22 protein-coding genes are annotated in these 23,438 nt (G+C 33.9%); 12 read left to right on the top strand and 10 right to left on the bottom strand.

The window, feature by feature from the left end; all coding sequences use genetic code 11:
- Positions 1-900: 900 nt before the first annotated feature.
- From cobT to ABEB18_RS16925, 3 genes are all read right to left on the bottom strand, one after another.
- Positions 901-2,604 carry a nicotinate-nucleotide--dimethylbenzimidazole phosphoribosyltransferase gene (gene cobT, locus ABEB18_RS16935; protein ID WP_348800530.1) on the bottom strand — a complete coding sequence of 568 codons (1,704 nt, stop codon included), beginning with the start codon at positions 2,602-2,604 and terminating at the stop codon, positions 901-903.
- Between the two features lie 142 nt (positions 2,605-2,746).
- Positions 2,747-3,256, bottom strand: a complete 510-nt coding sequence (gene cobU, locus ABEB18_RS16930) for a bifunctional adenosylcobinamide kinase/adenosylcobinamide-phosphate guanylyltransferase (protein ID WP_348800529.1) — start codon at positions 3,254-3,256, stop codon at positions 2,747-2,749.
- 101 nt (positions 3,257-3,357) lie between these two features.
- Positions 3,358-3,720, bottom strand: a complete 363-nt coding sequence (locus tag ABEB18_RS16925) for a DUF5522 domain-containing protein (RefSeq protein ID WP_348800527.1) — start codon at positions 3,718-3,720, stop codon at positions 3,358-3,360.
- 96 nt (positions 3,721-3,816) lie between these two features.
- Here ABEB18_RS16925 and ABEB18_RS16920 point away from each other — a divergent pair, with 96 nt between their 5' ends.
- From ABEB18_RS16920 to ABEB18_RS16910, 3 genes are all read left to right on the top strand, one after another.
- On the top strand, positions 3,817-4,959 hold the full coding sequence (locus ABEB18_RS16920; protein WP_348800526.1) for an ABC transporter substrate-binding protein: 1,143 nt from the start codon (positions 3,817-3,819) through the stop codon (positions 4,957-4,959).
- 61 nt (positions 4,960-5,020) lie between these two features.
- Entirely contained in the window at positions 5,021-6,046 is a 1,026-nt protein-coding gene (locus ABEB18_RS16915; RefSeq protein ID WP_348800525.1) for an iron chelate uptake ABC transporter family permease subunit, read from the top strand.
- Positions 6,047-6,122: 76 nt separating this feature from the next.
- Entirely contained in the window at positions 6,123-6,902 is a 780-nt protein-coding gene (locus tag ABEB18_RS16910; RefSeq protein ID WP_348800524.1) for an ABC transporter ATP-binding protein, read from the top strand.
- A 104-nt stretch (positions 6,903-7,006) separates the two neighbouring features.
- Here ABEB18_RS16910 and ABEB18_RS16905 read toward each other — a convergent pair whose 3' ends face one another.
- From ABEB18_RS16905 to ABEB18_RS16880, 6 genes are all read right to left on the bottom strand, one after another.
- Positions 7,007-7,465, bottom strand: a complete 459-nt coding sequence (locus ABEB18_RS16905; protein ID WP_348800523.1) for a tRNA (cytidine(34)-2'-O)-methyltransferase — start codon at positions 7,463-7,465, stop codon at positions 7,007-7,009.
- Between the two features lie 32 nt (positions 7,466-7,497).
- Positions 7,498-8,100: a pseudouridine synthase gene (locus ABEB18_RS16900; protein WP_348800522.1), complete on the bottom strand. Its 603-nt coding sequence runs from the start codon at positions 8,098-8,100 to the stop codon at positions 7,498-7,500.
- A gap of 165 nt (positions 8,101-8,265) precedes the next feature.
- Positions 8,266-9,855 (bottom strand): anti-sigma factor, encoded by a 1,590-nt coding sequence (locus ABEB18_RS16895; protein WP_348800521.1) that lies wholly within the window; start codon positions 9,853-9,855, stop codon positions 8,266-8,268.
- Between the two features lie 52 nt (positions 9,856-9,907).
- The gene (locus ABEB18_RS16890; protein ID WP_348800520.1) at positions 9,908-10,453 is read right to left on the bottom strand and encodes an RNA polymerase sigma factor; all 546 of its coding nucleotides are present in this window, start codon (positions 10,451-10,453) and stop codon (positions 9,908-9,910) included.
- Between the two features lie 12 nt (positions 10,454-10,465).
- Positions 10,466-10,804 carry a hypothetical protein gene (locus tag ABEB18_RS16885; RefSeq protein WP_348800519.1) on the bottom strand — a complete coding sequence of 113 codons (339 nt, stop codon included), beginning with the start codon at positions 10,802-10,804 and terminating at the stop codon, positions 10,466-10,468.
- A 98-nt stretch (positions 10,805-10,902) separates the two neighbouring features.
- Positions 10,903-11,775 (bottom strand): protease complex subunit PrcB family protein, encoded by an 873-nt coding sequence (locus ABEB18_RS16880; protein ID WP_348800518.1) that lies wholly within the window; start codon positions 11,773-11,775, stop codon positions 10,903-10,905.
- A gap of 187 nt (positions 11,776-11,962) precedes the next feature.
- Between ABEB18_RS16880 and ABEB18_RS16875 the strand changes: the two genes are divergently transcribed.
- From ABEB18_RS16875 to ABEB18_RS16860, 4 genes are all read left to right on the top strand, one after another.
- Positions 11,963-13,336, top strand: coding sequence for a DNA recombination protein RmuC (locus tag ABEB18_RS16875; RefSeq protein ID WP_348800517.1), 1,374 nt, complete (start codon positions 11,963-11,965; stop codon positions 13,334-13,336).
- A 7-nt stretch (positions 13,337-13,343) separates the two neighbouring features.
- Positions 13,344-13,709 (top strand): 6-phosphogluconate dehydrogenase, encoded by a 366-nt coding sequence (locus ABEB18_RS16870; protein WP_348800516.1) that lies wholly within the window; start codon positions 13,344-13,346, stop codon positions 13,707-13,709.
- A 4-nt stretch (positions 13,710-13,713) separates the two neighbouring features.
- On the top strand, positions 13,714-14,262 hold the full coding sequence (locus tag ABEB18_RS16865; RefSeq protein WP_348800515.1) for an acyl-CoA thioesterase: 549 nt from the start codon (positions 13,714-13,716) through the stop codon (positions 14,260-14,262).
- A gap of 133 nt (positions 14,263-14,395) precedes the next feature.
- Positions 14,396-14,935, top strand: a complete 540-nt coding sequence (locus tag ABEB18_RS16860; protein WP_348800514.1) for a YceI family protein — start codon at positions 14,396-14,398, stop codon at positions 14,933-14,935.
- A gap of 8 nt (positions 14,936-14,943) precedes the next feature.
- On the opposite strand, the gene ABEB18_RS16855 is transcribed toward ABEB18_RS16860, so the two are convergent.
- On the bottom strand, positions 14,944-15,852 hold the full coding sequence (locus ABEB18_RS16855; RefSeq protein ID WP_348800513.1) for a TIGR01777 family oxidoreductase: 909 nt from the start codon (positions 15,850-15,852) through the stop codon (positions 14,944-14,946).
- A 270-nt stretch (positions 15,853-16,122) separates the two neighbouring features.
- On the opposite strand from ABEB18_RS16855, the gene purB reads away from it, so the two are divergent.
- The 5 genes from purB to ABEB18_RS16830 all read left to right on the top strand — a co-directional run bounded on the left by purB (position 16,123) and on the right by ABEB18_RS16830 (position 23,222).
- Complete coding sequence (gene purB, locus ABEB18_RS16850) at positions 16,123-17,469, top strand: adenylosuccinate lyase (RefSeq protein ID WP_348800512.1); 1,347 nt, start codon at positions 16,123-16,125, stop codon at positions 17,467-17,469.
- Positions 17,470-17,758: 289 nt separating this feature from the next.
- Positions 17,759-19,990, top strand: a complete 2,232-nt coding sequence (locus ABEB18_RS16845; protein ID WP_348800511.1) for a cation:proton antiporter domain-containing protein — start codon at positions 17,759-17,761, stop codon at positions 19,988-19,990.
- A gap of 30 nt (positions 19,991-20,020) precedes the next feature.
- Positions 20,021-20,665, top strand: a complete 645-nt coding sequence (locus tag ABEB18_RS16840) for a tetratricopeptide repeat protein (RefSeq protein WP_348800510.1) — start codon at positions 20,021-20,023, stop codon at positions 20,663-20,665.
- Between the two features lie 182 nt (positions 20,666-20,847).
- The gene (ffh, locus tag ABEB18_RS16835; protein WP_348800509.1) at positions 20,848-22,197 is read left to right on the top strand and encodes a signal recognition particle protein; all 1,350 of its coding nucleotides are present in this window, start codon (positions 20,848-20,850) and stop codon (positions 22,195-22,197) included.
- 143 nt (positions 22,198-22,340) lie between these two features.
- On the top strand, positions 22,341-23,222 hold the full coding sequence (locus ABEB18_RS16830; protein WP_348800508.1) for a bifunctional 5,10-methylenetetrahydrofolate dehydrogenase/5,10-methenyltetrahydrofolate cyclohydrolase: 882 nt from the start codon (positions 22,341-22,343) through the stop codon (positions 23,220-23,222).
- Positions 23,223-23,438: the final 216 nt, after the last annotated feature.

Below are 23,438 nucleotides of genomic sequence, written 5' to 3'. Positions count from 1 at the left end.
ATTGGCAATTCATTAAAGCTATTGAAAATTCACTAAAGCTATTGAAAATTCACTAAAGCTATTAGCAATTCACTAAAGCTATTGACAATTCACTAAAGCTATTGACAATTCACTAAAGCTATTGACAATTCACTAAAGCTATTGGCAATTCACTAAAGCTATTGGCAATTCACTAAAGCTATTGACAATTCACTAAAACTATTGGCAATTCATTAAAGCTATTGAAAATTCACTAAAGCTATTGAAAATTCACTAAAGCTATTAGCAATTCACTAAAACTATTGGTAATTCACTAAAGCTATTGGCAATTCACTAAAATCATTTACAATTCACTAAAGCTATTGGCAATTCACTAAAGCTATTGACAATTCACTAAAATCATTTACAATTCACTAAAGCTATTGGCAATTCACTAAAATCATTTACAATTTATAAAACATATATTGAAAATTTCATTCATTTTTTTTAATTAATTCCATATTTTGAATTGACTCCAGATTTGAATTGCTCCAGATTTGAATTGACTCCTGATTTGAATTGCTCCAGATTTAAATTGCTCCTGATTTGAATTGACTCCTGATTTGAATTGACTCCTGATTTAAATTGCTCCAGATTTAAATTGCCTCCAGATTTTGAATTGCTCCAGATTTGAATTGCTCCAGATTTGAATTGCTCCAGATTTGAATTGCTCCAGATTTAAATTGCTCCTGATTTGAATTGCCTCCAGATTTAAATTGCCTCCAGATTTGAATTGACTCCTGATTTGAATTGCTCCAGATTTGAATTGCCTCCAGATTTAAATTGCTCCTGATTTGAATTGACTCCTGATTTGAATTGCTCCAGATTTTGAATTGCCTCCAGATTCATCTGGAGGAAAAGAATATCAATTCCTAAAAGGCTTTAGCCTAAATTATCTTTACTAACCCCAGCTGATTCAAAACTAGCCATTTCATTCAAAAAGGCAACCGCCGATTGGATAATAGGAAATGCCAAAGCACAAGCTGTGCCCTCACCCAATCGCAAATCCAATTGCAACAAAGGTCGAACATCAAGACAGTCTAGAATTTTTTGATGTCCCTGCTCGGCTGAGGAATGACAAAATATCGCATTTTCTTTGAGTTGTGGATTCATTTTATACGCTATTAAAAACGCCACCGAACAAATAAATCCATCTACCAAAATGAGCATATTATTTTCTTTGGCCTGAAGCATTCCGCCAACGATCTGCATAATTTCGAACCCTCCGAAATACGCCAATTTACTTTCTAAATCATCCGCCCCTTTATAGTTTTCTAATGCTTTTTTGAGAATATTTTGCTTCTGAATCAGTTTTTCGTTTGCTACACCAGTACCTTTTCCTACGCAATCTTCGATAGGCAATTCCAACAAAATACTCATCAAAACCGAAGCGGTCGAAGTATTCCCAATTCCCATTTCGCCAAAACCAATGCAATTACAACCTTTTTCAAAAATTTGGTTTACAACTTCTCTACCATTAGCTAAACACAAATCCATTTCGGTTGCACTCATAGCAGGAACGTGCAAAAATGACTGTGCTCCTTTGGCAATTTTAGCCGAAATCAAATTGGCATTCGGTGGAAAATCATAATTCACGCCCGCATCTACAATCGTTAATTCGATATTATTTTGTTTGCAAAATACATTAATTGCTGCGCCGCCTTCTAGAAAATTGTTTACCATTTGGCGAGTTACATCTTGCGGATAGGCACTCACACCGTGATTAGCAATTCCGTGATCGCCTGCAAAAACCACCAGATTGGGGTTGGTGATTTTAGGTTCCAAAGTTTGGAAAACGATTCCGATTTGTTTGGCGAGACTTTCTAAAACACCCAATGAACCTAACGGTTTGGTTTTACTATCAATTTTTTGTTGGAGAAGCCCCCTAACCCCCGAAGGGGGAACTTGAGAAAGTTGAGAATTAGAAACTGGAGAGGAACTATTATGATTTAAAGCCGTGATGCTTTCATTTGCAACCTTAATTTCCTCCACAAAAGGTTTTTCCTTTTTTTGTTTCCAATTGAGTTGTTGCAACATCGGTTGGTTATCATAATTGGTGGTGGGTTTACCTACACAAAAATACCCCAAAGGCTCAATGTTTTCGGGCAATCCCAAAAGTTGTTTGAACTGATAATAATTCAGAATCGAGACCCAGCCCATCGAATAGCCTTGCTCGGTCAACGAAAGCCAAATATTCTGGGCTGCACAAACCGAACTATATTTCACCGCCTCATTACTTCCCACTGTTCCAATTGTGAAATGATTCAACACCGAACGGTCGTAGCAAATTACCAATCCGAGTGGTGCTTCCTCAATGGCTTCGAGTTTCAAGGCTTGGTATTGTGCTTTTTGAAGTTCGTCATCAGTCAAGTTTTCTGCCTTTTGATTGTAAGCCAAAAACAATTCTTTTACCGACTTTTTAATTTCGGGGGATTTTATCAAATAATATCTGGTCGCATCAGTCAAACCCACGGAAGGCGCATGATGCCCAGCCATTAAGGCTTTCTGAATTACGGCATCGGGCACTTCATCGGGAGTAAAATGACGGGTATCGCGTCGGGATTGTATGATTTCGTCTAAATTCATTATATACTCTATTTTGCGTTAGGGATAGAAGCAGCATCTCCCGATTAACAAAAACTACGGCTAAAAAGCCTTGTTTTTTTAAATCGGAAATGCAGCGGATAGCTCGATCCGCCGCGGCGGATAACGCCCAAATTTATAAAATCTATTCTTTTATTTTTACAGGAATTCCGGAAACCATCAGCACTACTTGATCGGCTTTTTGGGCAATGTATTGGTTCATCCAGCCTTGTAATTCTACAAATTTCCTACCGATGTGGGTTTCGGCATGAACGCCCATCCCGATTTCATTAGTAATAATAATTATCGTTGTATTCTCTTGTTGGGCAATGATATCGAATTCGGCTTTAGCTTGTTCTAGGCTTAGCTCTACATCGTTTTGATTATCTACAAAAAAGTTGGTCAGCCAAAGGGTTACACAATCGACCACGGCAACTTTGCCAGAGAAGTTAATTTCGGATAAAAATTTTTCTTTTTCAATGTTTGTCCATCTTTCATTGCGATCTTTTTGGTGGCGGTCTATGCGTTTTTGGAAATCTTCGTCCCACTTTCGGGCTGTGGCCACATACATTGGGTTTTCGGTCATTTTTTTGGCTAGATTTTCGGCATACTGGCTTTTCCCTGAACGCTCTCCGCCTGTGATTAGGTATATCATTTTTTTACTTTTTTTTTGCCCGCAAATTCAGCAGATTGAGCAGATTTTAAAATTCAGTTTGTGATAATTGATAAAATTTGTGTTTCATGTTAACTAAACCTTCAATAAGGACAATGCCTGCAATCGCTTTTACAGCAATAGCCCCGTTTGAGATGAAACCAAGGCTTGAACACATAATTCCCATCTTCAAAATAATAATCGATTCCTTCTATAATCCGAGTAGTTTCGGGCAATAATGAGGCTTTATTGCCAATAGCTGTTTCTGGTGTTATGGTTGCAACAAATTTGTCTATTTTGTCCGAAGATGCTTTTTTAAAACAATCAGGACAAAGACAGTCAGTTGCATCATCCAGATTAAAAATAGGTGGAAAATCATTGCACCAACAAGCTGTTCCCTCTATTGTGTTGCCACAATCAAAAGGCTTTTGGCAAACTGAACACTGTTTTACTTTTATAGGATTCATAAGGTAAAGATAACGTTTGTCTGATTTTTAAATATAAAAATTTAATTCAGAATTTATAAATTGATATACCTTTGTTGCTACTGAAAAATATATTTTATGAAATCTTCTTTCTACAAAGTAATCGTATTCGCCTTTCTTTTTTCGTTTATCGCATGTAAAAAAAATGAAAAACACGAAATCACAGCTGATGCTCCCTTTGAAAACAGCATTCAATATTCTAAAAGTCTGACCATTCACAAACAGGATGGTTACACTGTGGTAACCGTTTCCGATCCGTGGCCGGATGCCATTAAAAACTTCACGTATATTCTGAAAGAGAAAAACGGAATTGTTCCAGACAGCCTAAAAAAACATCCTGAAATTCAGATTCCGCTACAGTCTATAGTCGTGACTTCGACCACCAATGTTCCTTTCCTAGAAATGTTAGGTGTTGAGAAATCGTTAGTTGGTTTTCCGCACACTGATTATATTTCATCTGAAAAAACAAGAACTTTAATTGATGCTGAAAAAGTTAAAAACGTAGGCGAAAACGAAAAACTCAACATTGAACAACTTATCGAATTATCCCCAAATCTGATTGTTGCATTTGGAATTGACAACAACAATCCAATGATTGACAACCTTGAAAAAAGTGGTTTAAAAGTTCTCATTCAGGCCGATTGGATGGAGCAATCTCCACTTGGAAAAGCAGAATGGATTAAACTATATGGAGCTTTATTTGGGAAAGAAAAAGAAGCCGATGCCTTATTCGAAAATATTGTTAAGGAATACAATAACGCAGTTGCTTTGGTAACCAACAAAAAGCCTACAGCTACAGTTTTATACGGTTCTATGTATCAAGACCAATGGTACGTTGCCAAAGGCAGTAGCTGGGTGGCAAAATTCATGAAAGATGCCAAAGCGGATTATCTTTGGAAAAACCTAGAAGGTACTGGGAGCCTTGGATTGTCTTTTGAAAACGTATTGGAAAAAGCCAAAACAGCTAATTTTTGGATTGCTTCAGGTTCATTCAAATCTTTGTCCGAGCTAGAAAAAGCCAATCCGCATTACAGTCAGTTTGATGCTTTTACCAACAAAAATGTGTATTCTTTTGAAAGTAAATTAGGTGCAACTGGAGGGGGTATTTTTTATGAATTATCACCAGCCCGACCCGATTTGGTTTTGAAAGATTATATCAAAATTTTTCATCCTGAATTACTTCCGAATTATAATTTTACTTTTGCTAAAAAATTAAATTAAATGCAAATAACGAGACCTAGCAGGTTTTGAAAACCTGTTAGGTCTTTTCAAAAAATATAAATTGAACAATCCAAAACGAAATACAATCTTATTCTCATTCCTTTTTTCAGGACTTGTTTTCTTGTTTTTTTTTAACATCAGTTGTGGCTCTGTTCAGATTCCCTTTAATGAAGTTTATCATAGCCTAACTGGAGGACAAGCGAGCAAAACCACTTGGGAGTATATCATTATCAATTACCGTTTACCCAAAGCCATTACGGCTGTTTTAGTAGGAATGGGACTCTCGATTAGCGGATTGTTGATGCAGACTTTATTTCGGAATCCGCTTGCAGGTCCTTATGTTTTGGGACTCAGTTCGGGAGCCAGTTTAGGAGTTGCTTTTGTCATAATGGGAGCGAGTATTGTTCCATCGTTTTTAGGCGGTATTTTACTATCTCCTTACGGTATTGTTTTGGCTTCTACCTTAGGAAGTACTTCGGTATTATTATTGGTTTTATTGGTTTCGCAACGTTTGCGAGATACTATGGCTATTTTGATAGTTGGATTGATGTTTGGGAGTTTTACGAGTGCAGTTGTGGGAGTACTCACCTATTTTAGTTCGGCCGAGCAATTGCAGAAATTTACTTTTTGGTCAATGGGAAATCTAGGAAATTTGTCTTGGACATCGATACTGCTTTTATCTGTTTCTGTTACCATGGGATTGTTATTGAGTTACCTCAGTATTAAACCGCTCAATGCTCTTTTATTAGGTGAAAATTACGCCAAAAGTATGGGGCTAAATTTTAAAAAAGCTCGTCTGGTTATTATTCTTGCCACTAGTATTTTGGCTGGAAGTATCACTGCTTATGCAGGACCTATTGCATTTATTGGGTTGGCTGTTCCGCATATTGCCAAATTGGTTTTTCAAACCAGCAATCATACGGTTTTGTTTTGGAGTACCTTGTTTTTAGGGGCCGCAATTATGCTGGTTTGTGATGTGGTTTCCCAAATGCCAGGAATGGAAATTACGTTACCTATTAATGCAATTACTTCGATATTGGGAGCACCAGTGGTGATTTGGCTGTTGGTTCGAAAAAAAAATATTTAAGTAATTTTTATTTTCACGCAGATTTCACAGATTATCGCAGATTTTTTTTTAAAATACTCGTAATTCAAAATAAAATATGAACACCAACATCCTCACCACCCAAGATTTAAGCATTGGTTACGTTTCCAAAAAAGAAACCAAGACCATAGCCGAAAACCTCAACTTGAACTTACAAGCTGGAAAATTAATTGCCTTGATTGGTGCCAATGGAATAGGAAAATCAACCTTTTTGAGAACCATAACTGGAATTCAAAGACCACTGAAAGGAACTATTTTATTGAATTCGAAAAACATCAATAATCATCAACCTCTAGAACTTGCACAAAATTTAAGTGTGGTTCTAACCGAGAAATTACCCCCGAGTAATCTGACTGTTTTCGAGCTAGTGGCTTTGGGACGACAGCCTTATACCAATTGGGTTGGTAAGTTGACCAACGCCGATATTGCAAAAGTTGACCTTGCCATCGAATTGACACAAATCGAGCATTTAACTTCCAAAAAACATTACGAAATCAGCGACGGTCAATTGCAAATTGTGCTAATTGCAAGAGCTCTAGCACAAGACACTCCCTTGATTATTCTAGACGAACCTACCACCCACTTAGATTTATTGCATAAAGTATCGCTACTAAAACTCTTAAAAAAACTAACTCAGGAAACTGGAAAATGCATTCTATTTTCGACTCACGATATCGATATGGCCATACAACTCAGCGACGAAATGATTATAATGACTCCCGAAACTGTAGTTCAAGATCAGCCTTGCAATTTAATCGAAAAAGGAAATTTCAATACTTTATTCAAAGACGAACATATTGTTTTTGATTCAGAAAAAGGGAGGTTTATAATTTCTTAATTTCTTTTTTAAGGAGCTAATCCTGCTGTCCACTATATCTTTTATGGCGAACCCCGCCACAAAAGGATGTCGTTACCATCAGGGCTAAATTTTCAGTATAATAATTACATTTTTTTGAGAGCAATTTGCCTCTTCGCTTCGCCCACTACAAAAGCAACCGAATTGGCAATATTAAAACTCCTAATCAATTTAGACATCGGAATTGTAAGATGGTTTTCAAATCGGGCTAAAACTTCTTTGCTCAAACCTATACTTTCTTTTCCAAAAACCAACCAATCTCCGTCTTGAAAATCATTTTCATAAATAGATTTTGTTGCATGAGAACTCATCAGGAAAACTCTTGATTTATCAGGAATTTGAGCAATCCATTCTTCAATATTTTGATATTCGGTTACATCCAAATGCACCCAATAATCGAGTCCAGAACGTTTTAGATTTTTATCATTAATCACAAATCCAAAAGGATGAATGAGGTGTAAACGGCTTTCGGTACCAACGCACAAACGGCCAATATTTCCCGTATTATTAGGGATTTCGGGTTCTACTAAAACGATGTTTAACATTTTATAAATTGAAAAATTGAATGATTGAAAAACTAATTGATTTTATTTTCAACATTGATATTAGAATTGATATTGAAATTTTCAACTTCTTTGACTTCACCAGCTTTTAAATCATTTAAGTGAATATTCCCTATTCTGACACGCACCAATCTCAATGTTGGGAAACCAACAGCCGATGTCATTTTGCGCACCTGACGAAACTTCCCTTCACTAATTATTATCGAGGCCCAGGAAGTTGGTCCGTGACGTTCATCTCGGATTTTTTTTCCTCTAGGACCAAAATCTGGAATCTCAGAAATGAGTCTAGCATCGCATTTTTTGGTTTTATATTTCCTGCCATTAAAACCAATTTCGACTCCTGCTTTTAATGTATTTATAGCTTCTTGCGTAATGACTCCATCAACTTGCACATAATATTCTTTTTCGACTTTTTTACTTCGAATGATTTCGCTCATCATTCCATCAGTTGTTAATAAAAGTAAACCTTCCGAATCTTCATCTAATCGACCAATAGCCATAGTTCCTTCGGGGAAATCGTATAATTCTCCCAAAAGTCTTTTTTTTCTTTTCAACTCATAAATAAATTGGCTCAAATATCCGTAAGGTTTGTGGAGTATAAAATGATGATGGGACATTCTTTTGCAAATTTTTGATGGGCAAAGATACTTTTGTTTTAAACACTTTGAAAATAGCTAGTCAATATTTCTCTTTTTTATTAATAAAAAATGCCAGACTCATGTGAAAGAATCTGACATTTACATCGATTAATCAAATAAAAACCTGAATAAACACTCCTAAAACTAAAAAGCGAAATTTAACCCTACATTAAACATCCATTGGAATTGATTAAAAGATTGATTTTCGGATGGATTAATATAATAATTCATCCCTGGTTCTATGAAAAATTTAGTTTTTTTGTAAAACTCATATTGCAAAGTACTACTCAATAAGGTACCATAAACATACTCGTTAATATTGCTATTTTCGCCAATTGAGCTTCCATTTAGCAATAAATCATTCGAAATCAATTTACCTACAAAACCTCCTGTATTCATACTGATATTGGTTCTCTTTTTGCTCATTATGGCATACGAAATTTCTAACGGCATCTCAAAATATTTCAAATTCTGCGTTACATTGCCCGTTTCATAACCAGTAGCCCCTTTAGAATCGGCAGCAAATAAATAATTTTGATTGGTTGAAACAAAAACCACAGTACTATTTTGAGATAAATTATTTGCGGTCATATTATTGGACTCTATTGGCAATAATCCTGATGTTTTATTGGTAACACCACCTCTTTCATAATAGGCAACTCCATCTATCGTTTGTCCTAGTTCATTAATTTTGAAACCTGAACTCAAAGCCCATTTCTTATTCAGTTTGTAATTTGTTTTAAAACCATAGCCACTAGATTGTTTAGATCCAACTGTGTTCCCAAGAAGCTTGTCATTCGAATAATTTTCAGAATTCATTACTCCAGCAAATACTTGTAGCGACCATTTATCTACAACATCCGAATCCGATTTTTTCTTTATTTTATCTTTTTTATCCAAATCGGCCAAAACATTTTCTAATTGCGTAACCTCTTTCTGGATTTGATTTAATGAATCTTTAAGACTATTAGAGCGAATAGTTGCATCAGCATTCGACTTTGTGTTATCGAAATTGGAAGTTATGGCTTTGGAAGTTTCTAACGATTGTCTAATATATTCTGTATCAACTACTGATTTTGGCTTTTCAATTACGGCAACATTATTTTTGTTATCATGAGTAACGGCTTTGGAGGTTGTAGTTGCTATTTTCTCATTTACTAAATAAGGATTAGCTGTTGTAGCTTTTGCGTTATTAGTGTTTCTCGAAGTGTGTTCGTTAGCGACTATCTCGGTCAACCCATTTGTAATACTATTATTCGATACAAAACCATTTCTTTTTGATCTACGAATAACCTTATCACTAGTTAAAGTATTGATCCTATTAGAATTTATAACAACTGCATCGTTTGTATTTGCAGTGTTTTCATTTTTATTCTGAATTAAAGCATCATTATGTTCCTGAGTATTTGTTGTTTTTGCAGCATTGTTTTCGGTTGCGTTTATTTTTTTATGTTCTTTAAAATTAGCATCCGAATCGTTTTGTAAAACAACGCCCTGAGAATCATTCTGTTGATTTAATTCTAATACATTATTCTGATTTGTACTTACATACCAAAGAGTAGGTACAGAAAGCCCAGCCATAAAACCAGCAGCAACCCACCACCAAATAAGGGGGCGTTTCTTCTTTTTGGGTTTATCTAATTGAGCTTCTATTTTGTCCCACAAATCAGGTGGTGGAGTACTCGAGTAGTTCTCCAGTGAAGAAAAAATAGAATTTGCTTCTTTATTTTTCATTCGTATTATTATTTACTTTATGATGCTTTTTCAAAAGGGTTTTATACTATTTTTAAGCTGTTTTTGAATTAATTACAGCCAAAATTTTTTTCTTTAAAATTCCTTTTGCCCTATTAAAATTTGATTTTGATGTTCCCTCACTTATCCCAAGCGTTATGGCGATTTCTTTGTGTTTCATTTTTTCGAAGACAAATAAATTAAAAACCATTCTGTATTGATCGGGCAATTCTTGAATATACAATAACAGTTTATCTTGGTTAATTGGAACATAATCTATCTCTTGTTCATCAATAATATCGGTATCGAAAACATCCAGAAAAAGAACATCCTTTTTCTTATTTCGCAATGTTTCTAATAATTTATTAATGAATATTCGTTTAATCCAACCTTCAAAACTTCCTTCGAATTTAAATTGATCGATTTTTTGAAAAGCAATTACAAAAGCTTCTTGAAAAACATCTTTAGCATCATCTTCATTACGCATGTATTTAAGACAAAGACCATAAAGAATAGGAGAAAACAACTGATATATTTTCAGCTGGGCTTCTCGGTCATTATTGACACATTTTCTTATATATTGATCTAAATGCTCTTTCAAGAGTTTGGGTTACTAATTATTGTGTTTTATTTTTTCAAAAATTGTCCTTTCAACTTTCCTCTCGATGACTTTTTCGTATTTTTTTAAGAACAAATCATCACTTATGTAGTGGTGCCAAATTTCATTTGTCGAATAATACTTGTTCGTTTTTTTTATCTTATGATTAGGTTTAGCAGGCGCTAGTTCTCCTTCATCAGTAAAAATGAAAATTTTCCAAGCCCAACTATCCATAAGATTCTTTTTGAAATTTCTCTTAGCACTTTCATTTTCGTGAGAACAAGAAAACGCAAGCAAACTTACAAAAATCAAATTTAAACTTCTTATTTTCAGGTATTTCATGTGTTTTTTCATAACTATTAGGGGGTAATATACATAACATCATTCCATTATAAACAAAATGATGCTATGTTTATTTTACAGTTTTTTATTTTAAAACACCAAATCTTTTGCTACGATTTTGTTCGCAATTCAGCAATTTTAGCCTCAATTTCAGTTTTGAAAGCACTAATCTCTTGAGATTCTTCAGAAGTGTTTTTCAAAAATATTTTGGTTACTACACCCGCTTGACTCCATTCAAAATACACACCACCAGCTGGATCTGTAGGTTCTCCAAAGGTTTTGGTTTGCCCCTTTAAATCTTTTATAACAGTAGGTACTTTTGAAATAAAGCTTGCATAATCATCTTTATACACTAACGTTTTGTAGTTTTTTTTATTGAATTCTTCTGGAAAATTATTCACACCCAAATACTGTAATACCTTATAATTTTCTACTTTAAAAAACAAATTACACTCACCAACACACTGTGCAGCTGAAACATCTTCTATGTAACTACCAACAATAACGTAATCTGCAATTTCATTAACTTTAATAAACAATAGAGGCTTGTCTGATTTTGGTAACACCACATAATCTATTGGATAGAATGGTTCGGTAGTCACTACATCACCAGATTGTGGCGCTTTCTCAAAATACTCTATTGCAATCTGACAATCGTTTTCAAGTACAGATTGAATTTTTATAGAATATCCTGTGGTAGGTTTTGGTCCAGCCGAAAGTGCTAGGATTCTTTCTTTTGTAAAATCAGGCAATGTTCCAGTAAACGATTCGCAAGTAGTCAATTCTTTGGCCATTTCCTCTTCAGAATCAATCAATACATAAACAGGTTGTGTTGGTGTAGTTTTTAAATTTCCACAATAATCAAAACTCTGATAGGCAACATTTCTAACATCTCCACACTCTTGAACTGGTACATCACTTAACGAATCGGTACAAGAATACAAACCGAATACTAATAATGTGATTGCAAATAACTTCTTCATAATTCTAATATTTTTTTTATTATATACTTACTAGATTACCGATTATAGAAAAGGTTGCGTCAAACTTTTAAAAAAAATTAAAAAATGTTTTTTTTACGATTAGATTTCTAATAATTCGTGAAATTTTAAGTTTACGAATTAAGTACTACGTATTAATGCGTACTTTTGGCGTTTAATACAATTTTATATGTCATCAATTCTTCCATTATTAGTTGTCTTTATAATTGCACTTGCAATAGGTATTTTTATTGGCAAACTTATCTTTTCGGCTCGATTCCAATCAGAAAAAATTAGTTTAGAAGAAAAGTTAATTGCTTTCAATTCGCAATTAAGCCAACAAAAGGAACAATTTTTATTGGATAAAAACACCTTTGAAAAACAGTTAGAATTCGCCAATTCTGAAAAAGAAAATATCCGAAACGAAAAAGACAGTCTAGCTATTCAACTGAGCAAAAAAGAAGTTGATTTTGAAAATCTTTGGGAACGCAACAAAGAACAAAAAGAGGAAGTAGAAAAACTTCAGGAAAAGTTCACCAAAGAATTCGAAAATCTGGCCAATAAAATTCTGGAAGAAAAATCGAATAAATTCACGGAGCAAAACAAAGAAAACTTAAAAAATATTCTGACTCCATTACAGGACAAAATTCAGCTTTTTGAAAAAAAAGTCGAAGATACCCACAAAGAAAGCATTGGTAATAATGCCGCTTTGCGTGAGCAAATAAAAGGCTTAAGCGAAATGAATGCTCAAATGAGCAAAGAAACCCTAAACTTGACCAAAGCCCTAAAAGGCGATAGCAAAATGCAAGGAAACTGGGGCGAATTGGTACTGGAGCGCGTATTAGAAAAATCAGGTTTGGAGAAAGGACGTGAATACGAAGTACAGCAAAGTTTTACAACCGAAGCTGGGAATCGTGTTTTTCCAGATGTCGTTATCAATTTACCCGACGGTAAAAAAATGATTGTCGATTCTAAAGTATCCTTAACTGCCTACGAGAAATTTATCAATGAAGATGATGACGAAATTGCCAGAAGTCGTTTTTTGAAAGAGCACGTCAATTCTATAAAACTTCATGTAGAACAATTAGGAAATAAAAATTATCAGGATTTATATCAAATAGAAAGTCCAGATTTTGTTTTACTTTTTATCCCAATGGAGCCCGCATTTGCAATAGCTTTAAACGAAGAACCTACATTGTACAACAAAGCTTTCGAGAAAAACATTGTAATTGTAACTCCATCAACCTTGTTGGCCACACTACGAACCATTGATAGTATGTGGACCAATCAAAAGCAACAAGAAAACGCCTTTGAGATTGCCCGACAAGCTGGAGCATTATATGATAAATTTGAAGGTTTTGTTGCCGATTTGATAAAAATTGGCAAAAAAATAGACGAGAGCAAATTAGAATACCAAGGAGCAATGAACAAACTTGTAGAAGGAAAAGGAAACTTGATTACAAGTGTAGAAAAATTAAAAAAAATGGGAGCAAAAGCCAAAAAAGCACTTCCCGAAAGTATTTTGAAAAGAGCAGATACAGATGACAATTCACTTTTAAATTAATGTAAAAATGAGAAAAATTTTAGCTTTTATAATTGTATTAGTATCAATCGGATTTGCAATTTATTTTGCTTTTATCTATTACATATCGGTTAGCGAAGGCATTCGATCTGGTGAATTAATTAGAATGAGCCACAAAGGAGTTATTATAAAAACTTGGGAAGGAGAATTGAGCCAAGGAATATCTGGAGCACAAATTTTTAAATTCTCTGTTCTAGACAGCGACAAAGAAGTAATTGATAAGTTACAAAATCTACAAGGGCAATATGTAAAACTTACTTACGTAGAAAAACACAGAACTTTTTTCTGGTGGGGAGAAACCAGATTTTTTATAAAAACCGTTCAAAAAGAAAAGTCCCCTTTTAACCAAAAATAAACCTATGGACAAAATTTACAAAACAGTTGACTCATCACATGTTAGCATATCGGTATTGATGCTACCATCACATACCAATTTTAGCGGAAAAATTCATGGAGGATATATTTTATCTTTATTAGACCAAATTGCTTTTGCTTGCGCATCAAAATTTTCAGGAAATTATTGCGTAACAGCCTCGGTCGATACAGTGAATTTTTTGAAACCAATTGAAGTAGGCGAACTTGTAACCATGAAGGCATCTGTAAATTATGTTGGAAACAGCTCTATGGTTGTTGGTATTCGAGTAGAAGCAGAAAACATTCAAACTGGATATAAAAAGCATTGTAATTCATCTTATTTTACAATGGTTGCCAAAGATAGTGAAGGCAAAAGCGTACCTGTACCAGGGTTAGTTTTATCTAGTTTTGAAGATATCAAACGTTTTTGCAATTCATTGAAACAAATTGCATTAAAAAAAGAACGAGATCTACATGAAGAAGTCTTCAATTACACCTCTAAAGAAACAATCGAAAATCTAAAAAAATACAATGTCCAAATCAATTTAGACTAGTCCTTTTTTTACTTTCAAATGACCAATACCAGCAGTAAACAAAAGCTTATTGCTGGTATTTTTTTGGCTATTTTTTAAGACTTTTCCCCTAAAAAAATTGTAACTTTAAGTACAACCCATTAATAGAACGATTATGAAAAAATTTACTCTATTAGTACTATTTTTAATCCTCAACCCTATACTTGCTCAAAACAAATTAAGCACCACCAAAGGGTATATTTATTTCGAGGCATCTGTTCCTATGTTTGAAGCTGTAGAAGCCAAAAACAACGCTGTACATTGTACCTTAATCCCAAATAAAAGCGAAATTACTTTTACCGTACCCATCAAAAAATTTCAATTCAAACGAGATTTAATGAAAGATCATTTCAACAGTAATTATATGGAAAGTGACCGCTATCCCAAAGCTACTTTTAAGGGAACTATTGAAAAATTTGACTTAAAAATCATTACCGAAACAGAAAAAAGTTTTGTGATAAAAGGAAAAATAACCATTCATGGCAAATCACAAATAATTACAGTAAATGCTAAGATAAAAAAGACCCGTGACGGAATTCATATAAAATCGAATTTAACACTACTTACGGATGATTTTAATATCGAAATTCCAAATATGGTAATTGCCAAAATTTCAAAAAAAGTAAACACTCAAATCGAATGCGATTTGAATTAAATTTTTAATTATTTAAGATTTTTAAGGGCTTGTTTCAAATTTCTGTATTGAAATCTAAAACCTAATTTCTTGATTTTATCCGATGAAACTCTTCTACCAGTCAAAAGCAAAGAAGCTCGATCTCCCATGCCCAATTGAATTAAAAAAGCAGGAATTTTAGGCATCCACATTGGATACCCAAAAGAACTTGCTAAAGTTTTAGAAAAGATCAAATTAGTTGTACTATCGTTGATAGTTGCATCATAAGGGCCAATCATTTTTTTATTTTCGATTGCCTCAATATAGATACTACATAAATCGTGCACGTGAATCCAAGGTAAATATTGCTTACCTGAACCTAACACACAGCCAAATCCTCTTTTGAAGATTGGTCTAAGTTCTTTTAAAATCCCACCCTCTTTGCCTAACACTAAACCAGTTCGAACTTTTACAGTTCGAATACCTAAACCAGTCATCAAATCGGCTGCATTTTCCCAATCTTGACAAACAGTTCCCACAAAATCATTGGCTGGCAATGTACTCTCGGTACAAATACCTTCGCCATTTAATGCCCCATAATACCCAATACCAGAAGCCGATATAAAGGCTTCAACCCTTTTATCGAGTTTTACTAAAGTATCATAGATAAGTTGTGTAGATTGTATTCGGCTATTTCGGATGGCTTCTTTTCTTTTTTTCGACCAGCGCTTCTCAGTAATATGTTCACCAGCCAAATGAACTATATAATCTGCATTTCGAATAGCAGCTTCCTCAATTTTTTGTGTAGTAACATCCCAAATATAATAGGAAACTTTGCTGGTATTTGCCTTACTATTTCTGCTAAGTACTGAAACTGTATAACCCTTTTCCAATAATTTTTCAGTTAGATACCTTCCTATAAAACCGGTACCTCCTGTTATTAAAACATTTTTCCCCATGGTTTACAAATTAATTGAAAATCAATTACAACCTTACAAAGATAACCCAATACATTTTTTAACAGTATTAATAAGAAGTTAAACGTAAGAGCTTTAAACCTAAATAAAACTTAAAAAAGTTTAGCAAATCGATTGACTACAATATTTAATGAGTTCTATTTCAAAAAAAAAAAAAAAAATTAAACAAACCACATGCTTTTAACTTGAAAATTAGCATTCTTAATCTACAAATTCTCTTTATATTTGTGCCTTTCGAAAAAAAATAAAAAAATGACGAATCTAAACGAATTGAATGCTATATCACCAATCGATGGTCGTTATAGAAATAAAACAGTATCACTAGCTCCTTTTTTCTCTGAAGAAGCATTAATTAAATATCGTGTACTGATAGAAATCGAATATTTCATTGCTTTATGCGAAGTCCCATTACCACAATTAAAAAATGTAAACCCTAATTTATTTGATAGTTTACGCAACATCTATAAAAACTTTTCTACCGAAGATGCACTTTGGATTAAAGAAACCGAAAAAGTAACCAATCATGACGTAAAAGCTGTTGAATATTTCATCAAAGATGCTTTTGAAAAATTAGGTTTATCCGAATATAAAGAGTTTATCCATTTTGGATTGACATCGCAAGATATCAATAACACTGCAATTCCGCTTTCGACAAAAGATGCTTTTGAAAAAGTATATATGCCATCGCTTGTGAGTTTAATTGCCAAATTGAAAGAATTAAGTCAAGAGTGGGACAATGTCCCAATGCTTGCACGTACACACGGACAACCTGCTTCGCCTACTCGATTGGGTAAAGAAATTAATGTTTTTGTAGAACGTCTAGAAGAACAAATACGTTTGTTGTTCAATATCCCGTTTGCAGCCAAGTTTGGTGGAGCAACTGGAAATTATAATGCGCATCATGTGGCCTACCCACAAATTGACTGGAAACAATTTGGAACTCAATTCGTTGAAACTAATTTGGGATTACATCATTCATTCCCTACGACTCAAATTGAACATTACGATCATTTTGCTGCTTTTTTTGATGCTTTGAAAAGAATCAATACTATCATTATTGATTTGGATAGAGATATTTGGACATATGTTTCTATGGAATATTTCAAACAAAAAATCAAAGCTGGAGAAATTGGTTCATCGGCAATGCCACATAAAGTAAACCCAATTGATTTTGAAAACTCAGAAGGAAACTTAGGAATTGCCAATGCCATTTTTGAGCATTTATCAGCAAAATTACCGGTATCTAGACTGCAACGTGATTTGACTGATAGTACGGTGTTAAGAAACATTGGAGTACCTATGGGACACACTATCATTTCTTTTGAAGCTACTTTGAAAGGATTAAACAAATTACTTTTAAACGAGTCGAAATTTGAAGAAGATTTAGAGAAAAACTGGGCGGTTGTAGCCGAAGCCATTCAAACAATTTTACGTCGTGAAGCCTATCCAAACCCATATGAAGCCTTGAAAGGTCTAACAAGAACCAATGAAGCTATTGATAAAAATGCGATTCATAACTTCATTGCTACATTAGAAGTTTCAGACGAAATTAAAGCTGAGTTATTGCAAATCACTCCTAGTAATTTCATTGGGATATAATTTAATAACTCGCAATTGATAAATATTAAGCCAATTATGAAGAAGAGATTCTCATAATTGGCTTTATTTTGTTCATCAACAATTTTTCCTTCTGTAAAAAAACGAACAAAAAGAGTGAAAACTTTAAATTTAGCACACTTATAGTTTCATTTCATCTCCAAAATGTGTTATTTTTATATCCAACTCAATAATTCTCCAATAGAAGTTTGATTCGGTATATTCTTAGAAAATGACGTTAAATTAATTAATAAGAAAACATTCCTTGAAAGACTTCTAAAAACAATACTGTATGAGTGTAATGACAGAAACAACACAACATCTCGATCCTTTAATAAGTGATTTAGGCTTAATCCTTTTGACAGCTGGAATCGCAGTTATAATCTTTAAAAAATTAAAACAACCTTTAGTTTTAGGATATTTAATTGCTGGTTTCTTGGCAGGAAATCATTTTGATTTTTTCCCTTCGGTAAAAGAAATGAAAAGTGTAGAAGTATGGGCCGAAATTGGAATCATCTTTTTATTATTTAGTTTAGGTCTAGAATTTAGTTTTAAAAAGCTAATGAAAGTGGGTGGTACGGCTTCAATAACCGCTGGAGTTCAAATTGTAAGTATGTGTTTTTTAGGCTATCTTGTTGGACAATGGATGGAATGGCCAACGATGGATAGTATTTTCTTAGGAGTTATTTTATCAATATCATCGACAACCATAATTTTAAAATCATTTGACGAATTAGGAGTCAAGACACAAAAATTTGCTGGGATAGTAATAGGCTCTTTGATTGTTCAAGACATTCTTGCTATCTTGATGATGGTTTTATTATCGACAATTGCAGTGAGCAATCAGATTTCAGGAGGTAGTCTTATATTATCCGTTCTAAAACTAATTTTTTTCTTGGTACTTTGGTTTTTGGGTGGAATTTTTATAATTCCAACAATACTCAAAAAAACCAAACATTTACTAACAGACGAAATGCTTCTAATCCTTTCGATAGCCTTGTGTTTGACAATGGTTATTTTTGCAGCAAATGCAGGTTTTTCTCCTGCATTAGGCGCTTTCATCATGGGATCTATCATAGCCGAAACTACCCAAGCCGAACATATAGAACATTTAGTAAAACCTGTAAAAGATTTATTTGGTGCAGTATTTTTTGTATCTGTTGGAATGTTAATAAACCCTGATATTTTGTACCAACACGCTTTGCCAGTAGTCATCCTTTCTGTCGTTACCATTTTAGGGCAATCTATAAGTTCTACATTAGGAGCTTTACTCTCAGGCCAACCATTTAAAGACTCTGTTAGAACTGGAATGAGTTTATCACAAATTGGAGAATTCTCTTTTATCATTGCCACTTTGGGAGTAACACTAAAAGTAACCAATTCTTATTTGTACCCAATAGTTGTTGCGGTATCTGCAGTAACAGCCTTTACTACACCATTTATGATTAAGTATTCATTACCATTTTCTGAATATTTAGCCAATAAATTACCTCGTAAATTAACCAAAAGAATAGAACGCTATTCTGCCAGTACACAAGCCATACGAACCGTTAGTTTATGGCAAACCGTTATCAACGCTTATTTGATTCAAGTAATAGCATTGGTTGTAATTATTTTGGCCATCATCATACTTTCAGCTCGTTTTTTATTACCTCTTGTCAACGAATTTCATTTAGGAAACTCTATCGGAGCTTTGATAACTTTAAGTATTATTGCCCCTTTTCTATGGGCACTCGCATTCCGAAGAGTTGCTACTGCCGAAATGGAACAGTTAATGCAAGATCGTAAATCACGAGCTCCATTAGCAATGCTATTTTTTGTACGCACCCTATTATCTATTTTCTTTATTGGTTTATTATTGAATATTTTTTTCTCTCCAAAAATTGCTTTAATCGCCTTATTTGTTGCAGTTGTATTTTATTTGATTTTCCAAAAGAAATTACACGCACAATACCACAAAATAGAACATCATTTTTTGACAAACTTAAACGATAGAGAACTTGACCGTGCTAAAAGAAGTCGTAGCGATTTATCTCCTTGGGATGGACACATGGCTATTTTTGATATAGCAGCAGAATCGAATATCGCTGGTGAAGCATTAAAAAAATTACAAATTAGAGAAAACTTGGGAATCAATATTGTCTCAATCAAACGTGGAGATGTTACAATTCATATTCCTGATGCCAATGAGCGTATTTTCCCAGGCGATGAAATATGCGTTATCGGGACTGATGCACAAGTACAAGAATTTAAAAAATATCTTGACCAACACGAAATGGATGTTTCTCCTGAAGTTATTGAACCTGATATTGTTTTAAGACAAATTGAACTTAAAAATCATACCTTTCTAGGAAAAAGTATCAAAGAGTCTAAACTTCGAGAAAAAACAAAAGGCTTAGTAGTTGGAATAGAAAAGAGAGGAAATCGGATCTTAAATCCTGAATCAAATATTATCTTAGAAAAAGATGATATTCTGTGGATTGTTGGAGAACGAAAACTATTAGCTGATTTATCACACGACTAAAAAAAAAGTACTATTTAACCCCCACTATAAATGAAAATTTTCAAAACTATTTCTCTAACACTATGCTTGTGCTTGGCTACTTGTTTGGGAACTATTAATGCACAAACCAAAAAAAATGCAAATTTCGATGCTGGAATTGCTGCAATTGAAGCTAACAACATGCCTCTTGCTTATAAAAAATTTCTCGCTGCCGCAAAAGAAGGACATATAGATTCACAATACAATGTCGCTTTAATGTACGAAAAAGGAATGGGAGTCCCTAAAAATCTAAAAGAAGCACTTATTTGGTATAATAAAGCTGCCGAACAAGGAAACTCAAATGCCCAATTCAATTTAGGAGTACTTTACGAAAACGGCACCGGTACATCTATAGATTATGCAAAAGCTCATAAATGGTATCGCAAAGCAATTTTGCAAAACGATGGTCTTGCAGTTGGCAACTTGGGCATGTTGTATTTACGAGGACAAGGTGTAAAAACTAATAAAATAGCTGGCATGGCACTATTATTAGTATCTGTACAAATGGATCAAAGCCCAGAAAATAACGCTAGAAAAAATATTTCCGCAACACGTGACTTAACTATGAGCATGATTAAAGAAGCTCAAACCCTTTCCGACAAAATGAATAATTCTAAAAATATATTATTGCCTCTAGATCAATATTTGAAAAAATAAAATGAAATCCTAAAAACAGAAAGAGGCTGTCTCAAAAAAAAAATGAGACAGCCTCTTTTTTTATGCTTTTAATCTAGAAATTTTACTTCAAAAAAAGTAAAACATAGGCAAAAACTTTGAGGCTAAACTTTATAACTTTAAACGTTTATCTTATATTTGCAACTTCAAAAAATATAACAATTATGTTCGATAATTTAAGCGATAAACTAGACAAAGCCTTTCATATATTAAAAGGACACGGAAAAATTACAGAAGTAAACGTAGCCGAAACTTTGAAAGAAGTACGCCGTGCTTTATTAGATGCCGATGTCAATTTTAAAATTGCCAAAGATTTTACTACCAAAGTAAAAGAAAAAGCAATTGGTCAAGATGTATTAACCACCTTGCAACCAGGGCAATTATTAGTGAAACTTGTCAAAGATGAGCTTACTGAATTGATGGGTGGTGATGTTGCAGGAATTAATCTTTCTGGAAATCCATCGGTTATTTTAATGTCAGGTTTACAAGGGTCAGGTAAAACAACTTTCTCTGGTAAATTGGCTAACTTCCTTCAAACCAAAAAGAACAAAAAACCCCTTTTAGTTGCTTGTGATATTTATCGTCCAGCGGCTATTCAGCAATTATATGTTGTCGGAGATTCTATTGGTGTTGAAGTATATTCTGAACCCGAAAATAAAAACCCAGTCGAAATTGCTCAAAATGCTATCAAACATGCTAAAGCAAATGGATTTAATGTAGTAATTGTCGATACAGCTGGTCGTTTGGCAGTTGACAAAGAAATGATGGACGAAATAGAAAAAGTCCACAAAGCAATTCAGCCACAAGAGACTTTATTTGTTGTAGATTCTATGACAGGTCAAGATGCTGTAAACACAGCCAAAGCCTTCAATGATATTTTAAATTTTGATGGAGTTATTTTAACCAAATTAGATGGTGATACACGCGGAGGAGCTGCAATTTCCATTAAATCTGTCGTAAACAAACCAATTAAGTTTGTGGGGACTGGTGAAAAAATGGAAGCTATCGATATTTTCTACCCAAATCGTATGGCAGAACGTATCCTTGGGATGGGTGACGTTGTCTCTTTGGTAGAAAGAGCGCAAGAACAATATGATGAAGAAGAAGCTCGTAAAATTCAAAAGAAAATCGCTAAAAACGAATTTGGTTTTGATGATTTCTTGTCCCAAATACAACAAGTAAAGAAAATGGGTAATATGAAAGACTTGGTTGGAATGATTCCAGGAGCTTCAAAAGCCATGAAAGATATCGAAATTGAAGATGATGCTTTCAAACACATCGAAGCTATTATCCACTCAATGACACCAATCGAAAGAAGCAAACCTGCTATTATAGATGTAAAAAGAAAAGCCAGAATTGCCAAAGGTTCTGGTACAAAAGTAGAACAGGTAAACCAATTGATGAAACAGTTTGACCAAATGAGCAAAATGATGAAAATGATGCAAGGACCGGGCGGAAAAAACTTAATGAAAATGATGGGCAACATGAAAGGCGGTATGCCTGGAATGAGATAAACAAAATCTATTTAGGGTTTAAAATTTCAAATAAATTGAGATTTTAAACCTTAAATTTTTCATAGAAATTGAAGCAAATACAACTAACTTCTAAAGTTTTAAATTTTCAAACATTTAAACTTTAAACTTTAAACTTTTTTAAAATGCAAATACTAGACGGAAAAAAAACATCCGAAGATATTAAAAGCGAAATTGCTGCCGAAGTACAACAAATGAAAGCTAATGGACAAAAAGTTCCTCACTTGGCCGCTGTTATTGTTGGTAATAATGGAGCTAGTTTAACTTATGTAGGAAGTAAAGTGCGTTCATGCGAACAAATTGGTTTTGACTCAACTTTGGTTGCTTTACCTGAAACCATTACAGAAGCTGAATTATTAGCCAAAATCAAAGAATTAAACGACGATGATAATTTAGACGGGTATATTGTCCAATTACCATTGCCAAAACATATCGATGAGGAAAAAATCCTTATGGCAATTGATCCTGATAAAGATGTAGATGGTTTTCATCCAGCCAATTTTGGTAAAATGGCTTTAGACATGGAAACATTTTTACCAGCTACTCCGTTTGGTATTATGGAATTACTAGAACGTTATAAAGTAGAAACAGCAGGAAAACACACAGTAGTTATTGGTAGAAGCCATATCGTTGGAAGACCAATGAGTATTTTAATGAGTCGCAAAGGATACCCAGGAGATTCTACAGTAACCTTAACTCATAGTCGCACAAAAAATCTTGAAGATTACACTAAAAATGCTGATATCATTATTACAGCTCTAGGTGTTCCAGAATTTCTAAAAGCAAATATGGTAAAAGATGGTGTCGTTATTATCGATGTTGGAATTACCCGAGTAGAAGATTCATCGAACGCAAAAGGCTATGTAATCAAAGGAGATGTTGATTTTGATGCAGTCAGTAAAAAATCATCATTTATCACTCCCGTTCCAGGAGGAGTAGGCCCAATGACAATTGCAATGCTATTAAAAAACACATTATTAGCCCGAAAAATAAGAAACCGAAAATAATATTTTTTTTCAGATTAAAGCCCAAAACGAAAGTCTTGGGCTTCTTTTTTGCATTAAAATTAATCACCCAAACAGCTTTCCATCAAAACAACAAAATTGGATTTAAAAAGGACAAATCTATTCAATTTATTCGTATCCTATAAACAATCTACGATTCAAATTATGGCATGTCCCTCTGGGTCGGGCTGTACATTATATCTTTTCTTTTGCTAAAGA

It is taken from the genome of Flavobacterium adhaerens (genome assembly GCF_040045115.1).
Classification (GTDB): Bacteria; Bacteroidota; Bacteroidia; order Flavobacteriales; family Flavobacteriaceae; genus Flavobacterium; species Flavobacterium adhaerens.
The sequence above is the reverse complement of the archived record's forward strand: the minus strand, read 5'-3'. Positions and strand labels throughout refer to the sequence as shown.

What these genes read in the sequence shown, in the direction of transcription:
- cobT (WP_348800530.1), bottom strand. Translation starts at nt 2,604, where the DNA reads ATGAATTTAGACGAAATCATACAATCCCGACGCGATACCCGTCATTTT.
- cobU (WP_348800529.1), bottom strand. Translation starts at nt 3,256, where the DNA reads ATGATATACCTAATCACAGGCGGAGAGCGTTCAGGGAAAAGCCAGTAT.
- ABEB18_RS16925 (WP_348800527.1), bottom strand. Translation starts at nt 3,720, where the DNA reads ATGAATCCTATAAAAGTAAAACAGTGTTCAGTTTGCCAAAAGCCTTTT.
- ABEB18_RS16920 (WP_348800526.1), top strand. Translation starts at nt 3,817, where the DNA reads ATGAAATCTTCTTTCTACAAAGTAATCGTATTCGCCTTTCTTTTTTCG.
- ABEB18_RS16910 (WP_348800524.1), top strand. Translation starts at nt 6,123, where the DNA reads ATGAACACCAACATCCTCACCACCCAAGATTTAAGCATTGGTTACGTT.
- ABEB18_RS16905 (WP_348800523.1), bottom strand. Translation starts at nt 7,465, where the DNA reads ATGTTAAACATCGTTTTAGTAGAACCCGAAATCCCTAATAATACGGGA.
- ABEB18_RS16900 (WP_348800522.1), bottom strand. Translation starts at nt 8,100, where the DNA reads ATGTCCCATCATCATTTTATACTCCACAAACCTTACGGATATTTGAGC.
- ABEB18_RS16895 (WP_348800521.1), bottom strand. Translation starts at nt 9,855, where the DNA reads ATGAAAAATAAAGAAGCAAATTCTATTTTTTCTTCACTGGAGAACTAC.
- ABEB18_RS16885 (WP_348800519.1), bottom strand. Translation starts at nt 10,804, where the DNA reads ATGAAAAAACACATGAAATACCTGAAAATAAGAAGTTTAAATTTGATT.
- ABEB18_RS16880 (WP_348800518.1), bottom strand. Translation starts at nt 11,775, where the DNA reads ATGAAGAAGTTATTTGCAATCACATTATTAGTATTCGGTTTGTATTCT.
- ABEB18_RS16875 (WP_348800517.1), top strand. Translation starts at nt 11,963, where the DNA reads ATGTCATCAATTCTTCCATTATTAGTTGTCTTTATAATTGCACTTGCA.
- ABEB18_RS16870 (WP_348800516.1), top strand. Translation starts at nt 13,344, where the DNA reads ATGAGAAAAATTTTAGCTTTTATAATTGTATTAGTATCAATCGGATTT.
- ABEB18_RS16865 (WP_348800515.1), top strand. Translation starts at nt 13,714, where the DNA reads ATGGACAAAATTTACAAAACAGTTGACTCATCACATGTTAGCATATCG.
- ABEB18_RS16860 (WP_348800514.1), top strand. Translation starts at nt 14,396, where the DNA reads ATGAAAAAATTTACTCTATTAGTACTATTTTTAATCCTCAACCCTATA.
- ABEB18_RS16855 (WP_348800513.1), bottom strand. Translation starts at nt 15,852, where the DNA reads ATGGGGAAAAATGTTTTAATAACAGGAGGTACCGGTTTTATAGGAAGG.
- purB (WP_348800512.1), top strand. Translation starts at nt 16,123, where the DNA reads ATGACGAATCTAAACGAATTGAATGCTATATCACCAATCGATGGTCGT.
- ABEB18_RS16845 (WP_348800511.1), top strand. Translation starts at nt 17,759, where the DNA reads ATGAGTGTAATGACAGAAACAACACAACATCTCGATCCTTTAATAAGT.
- ABEB18_RS16840 (WP_348800510.1), top strand. Translation starts at nt 20,021, where the DNA reads ATGAAAATTTTCAAAACTATTTCTCTAACACTATGCTTGTGCTTGGCT.
- ffh (WP_348800509.1), top strand. Translation starts at nt 20,848, where the DNA reads ATGTTCGATAATTTAAGCGATAAACTAGACAAAGCCTTTCATATATTA.
- ABEB18_RS16830 (WP_348800508.1), top strand. Translation starts at nt 22,341, where the DNA reads ATGCAAATACTAGACGGAAAAAAAACATCCGAAGATATTAAAAGCGAA.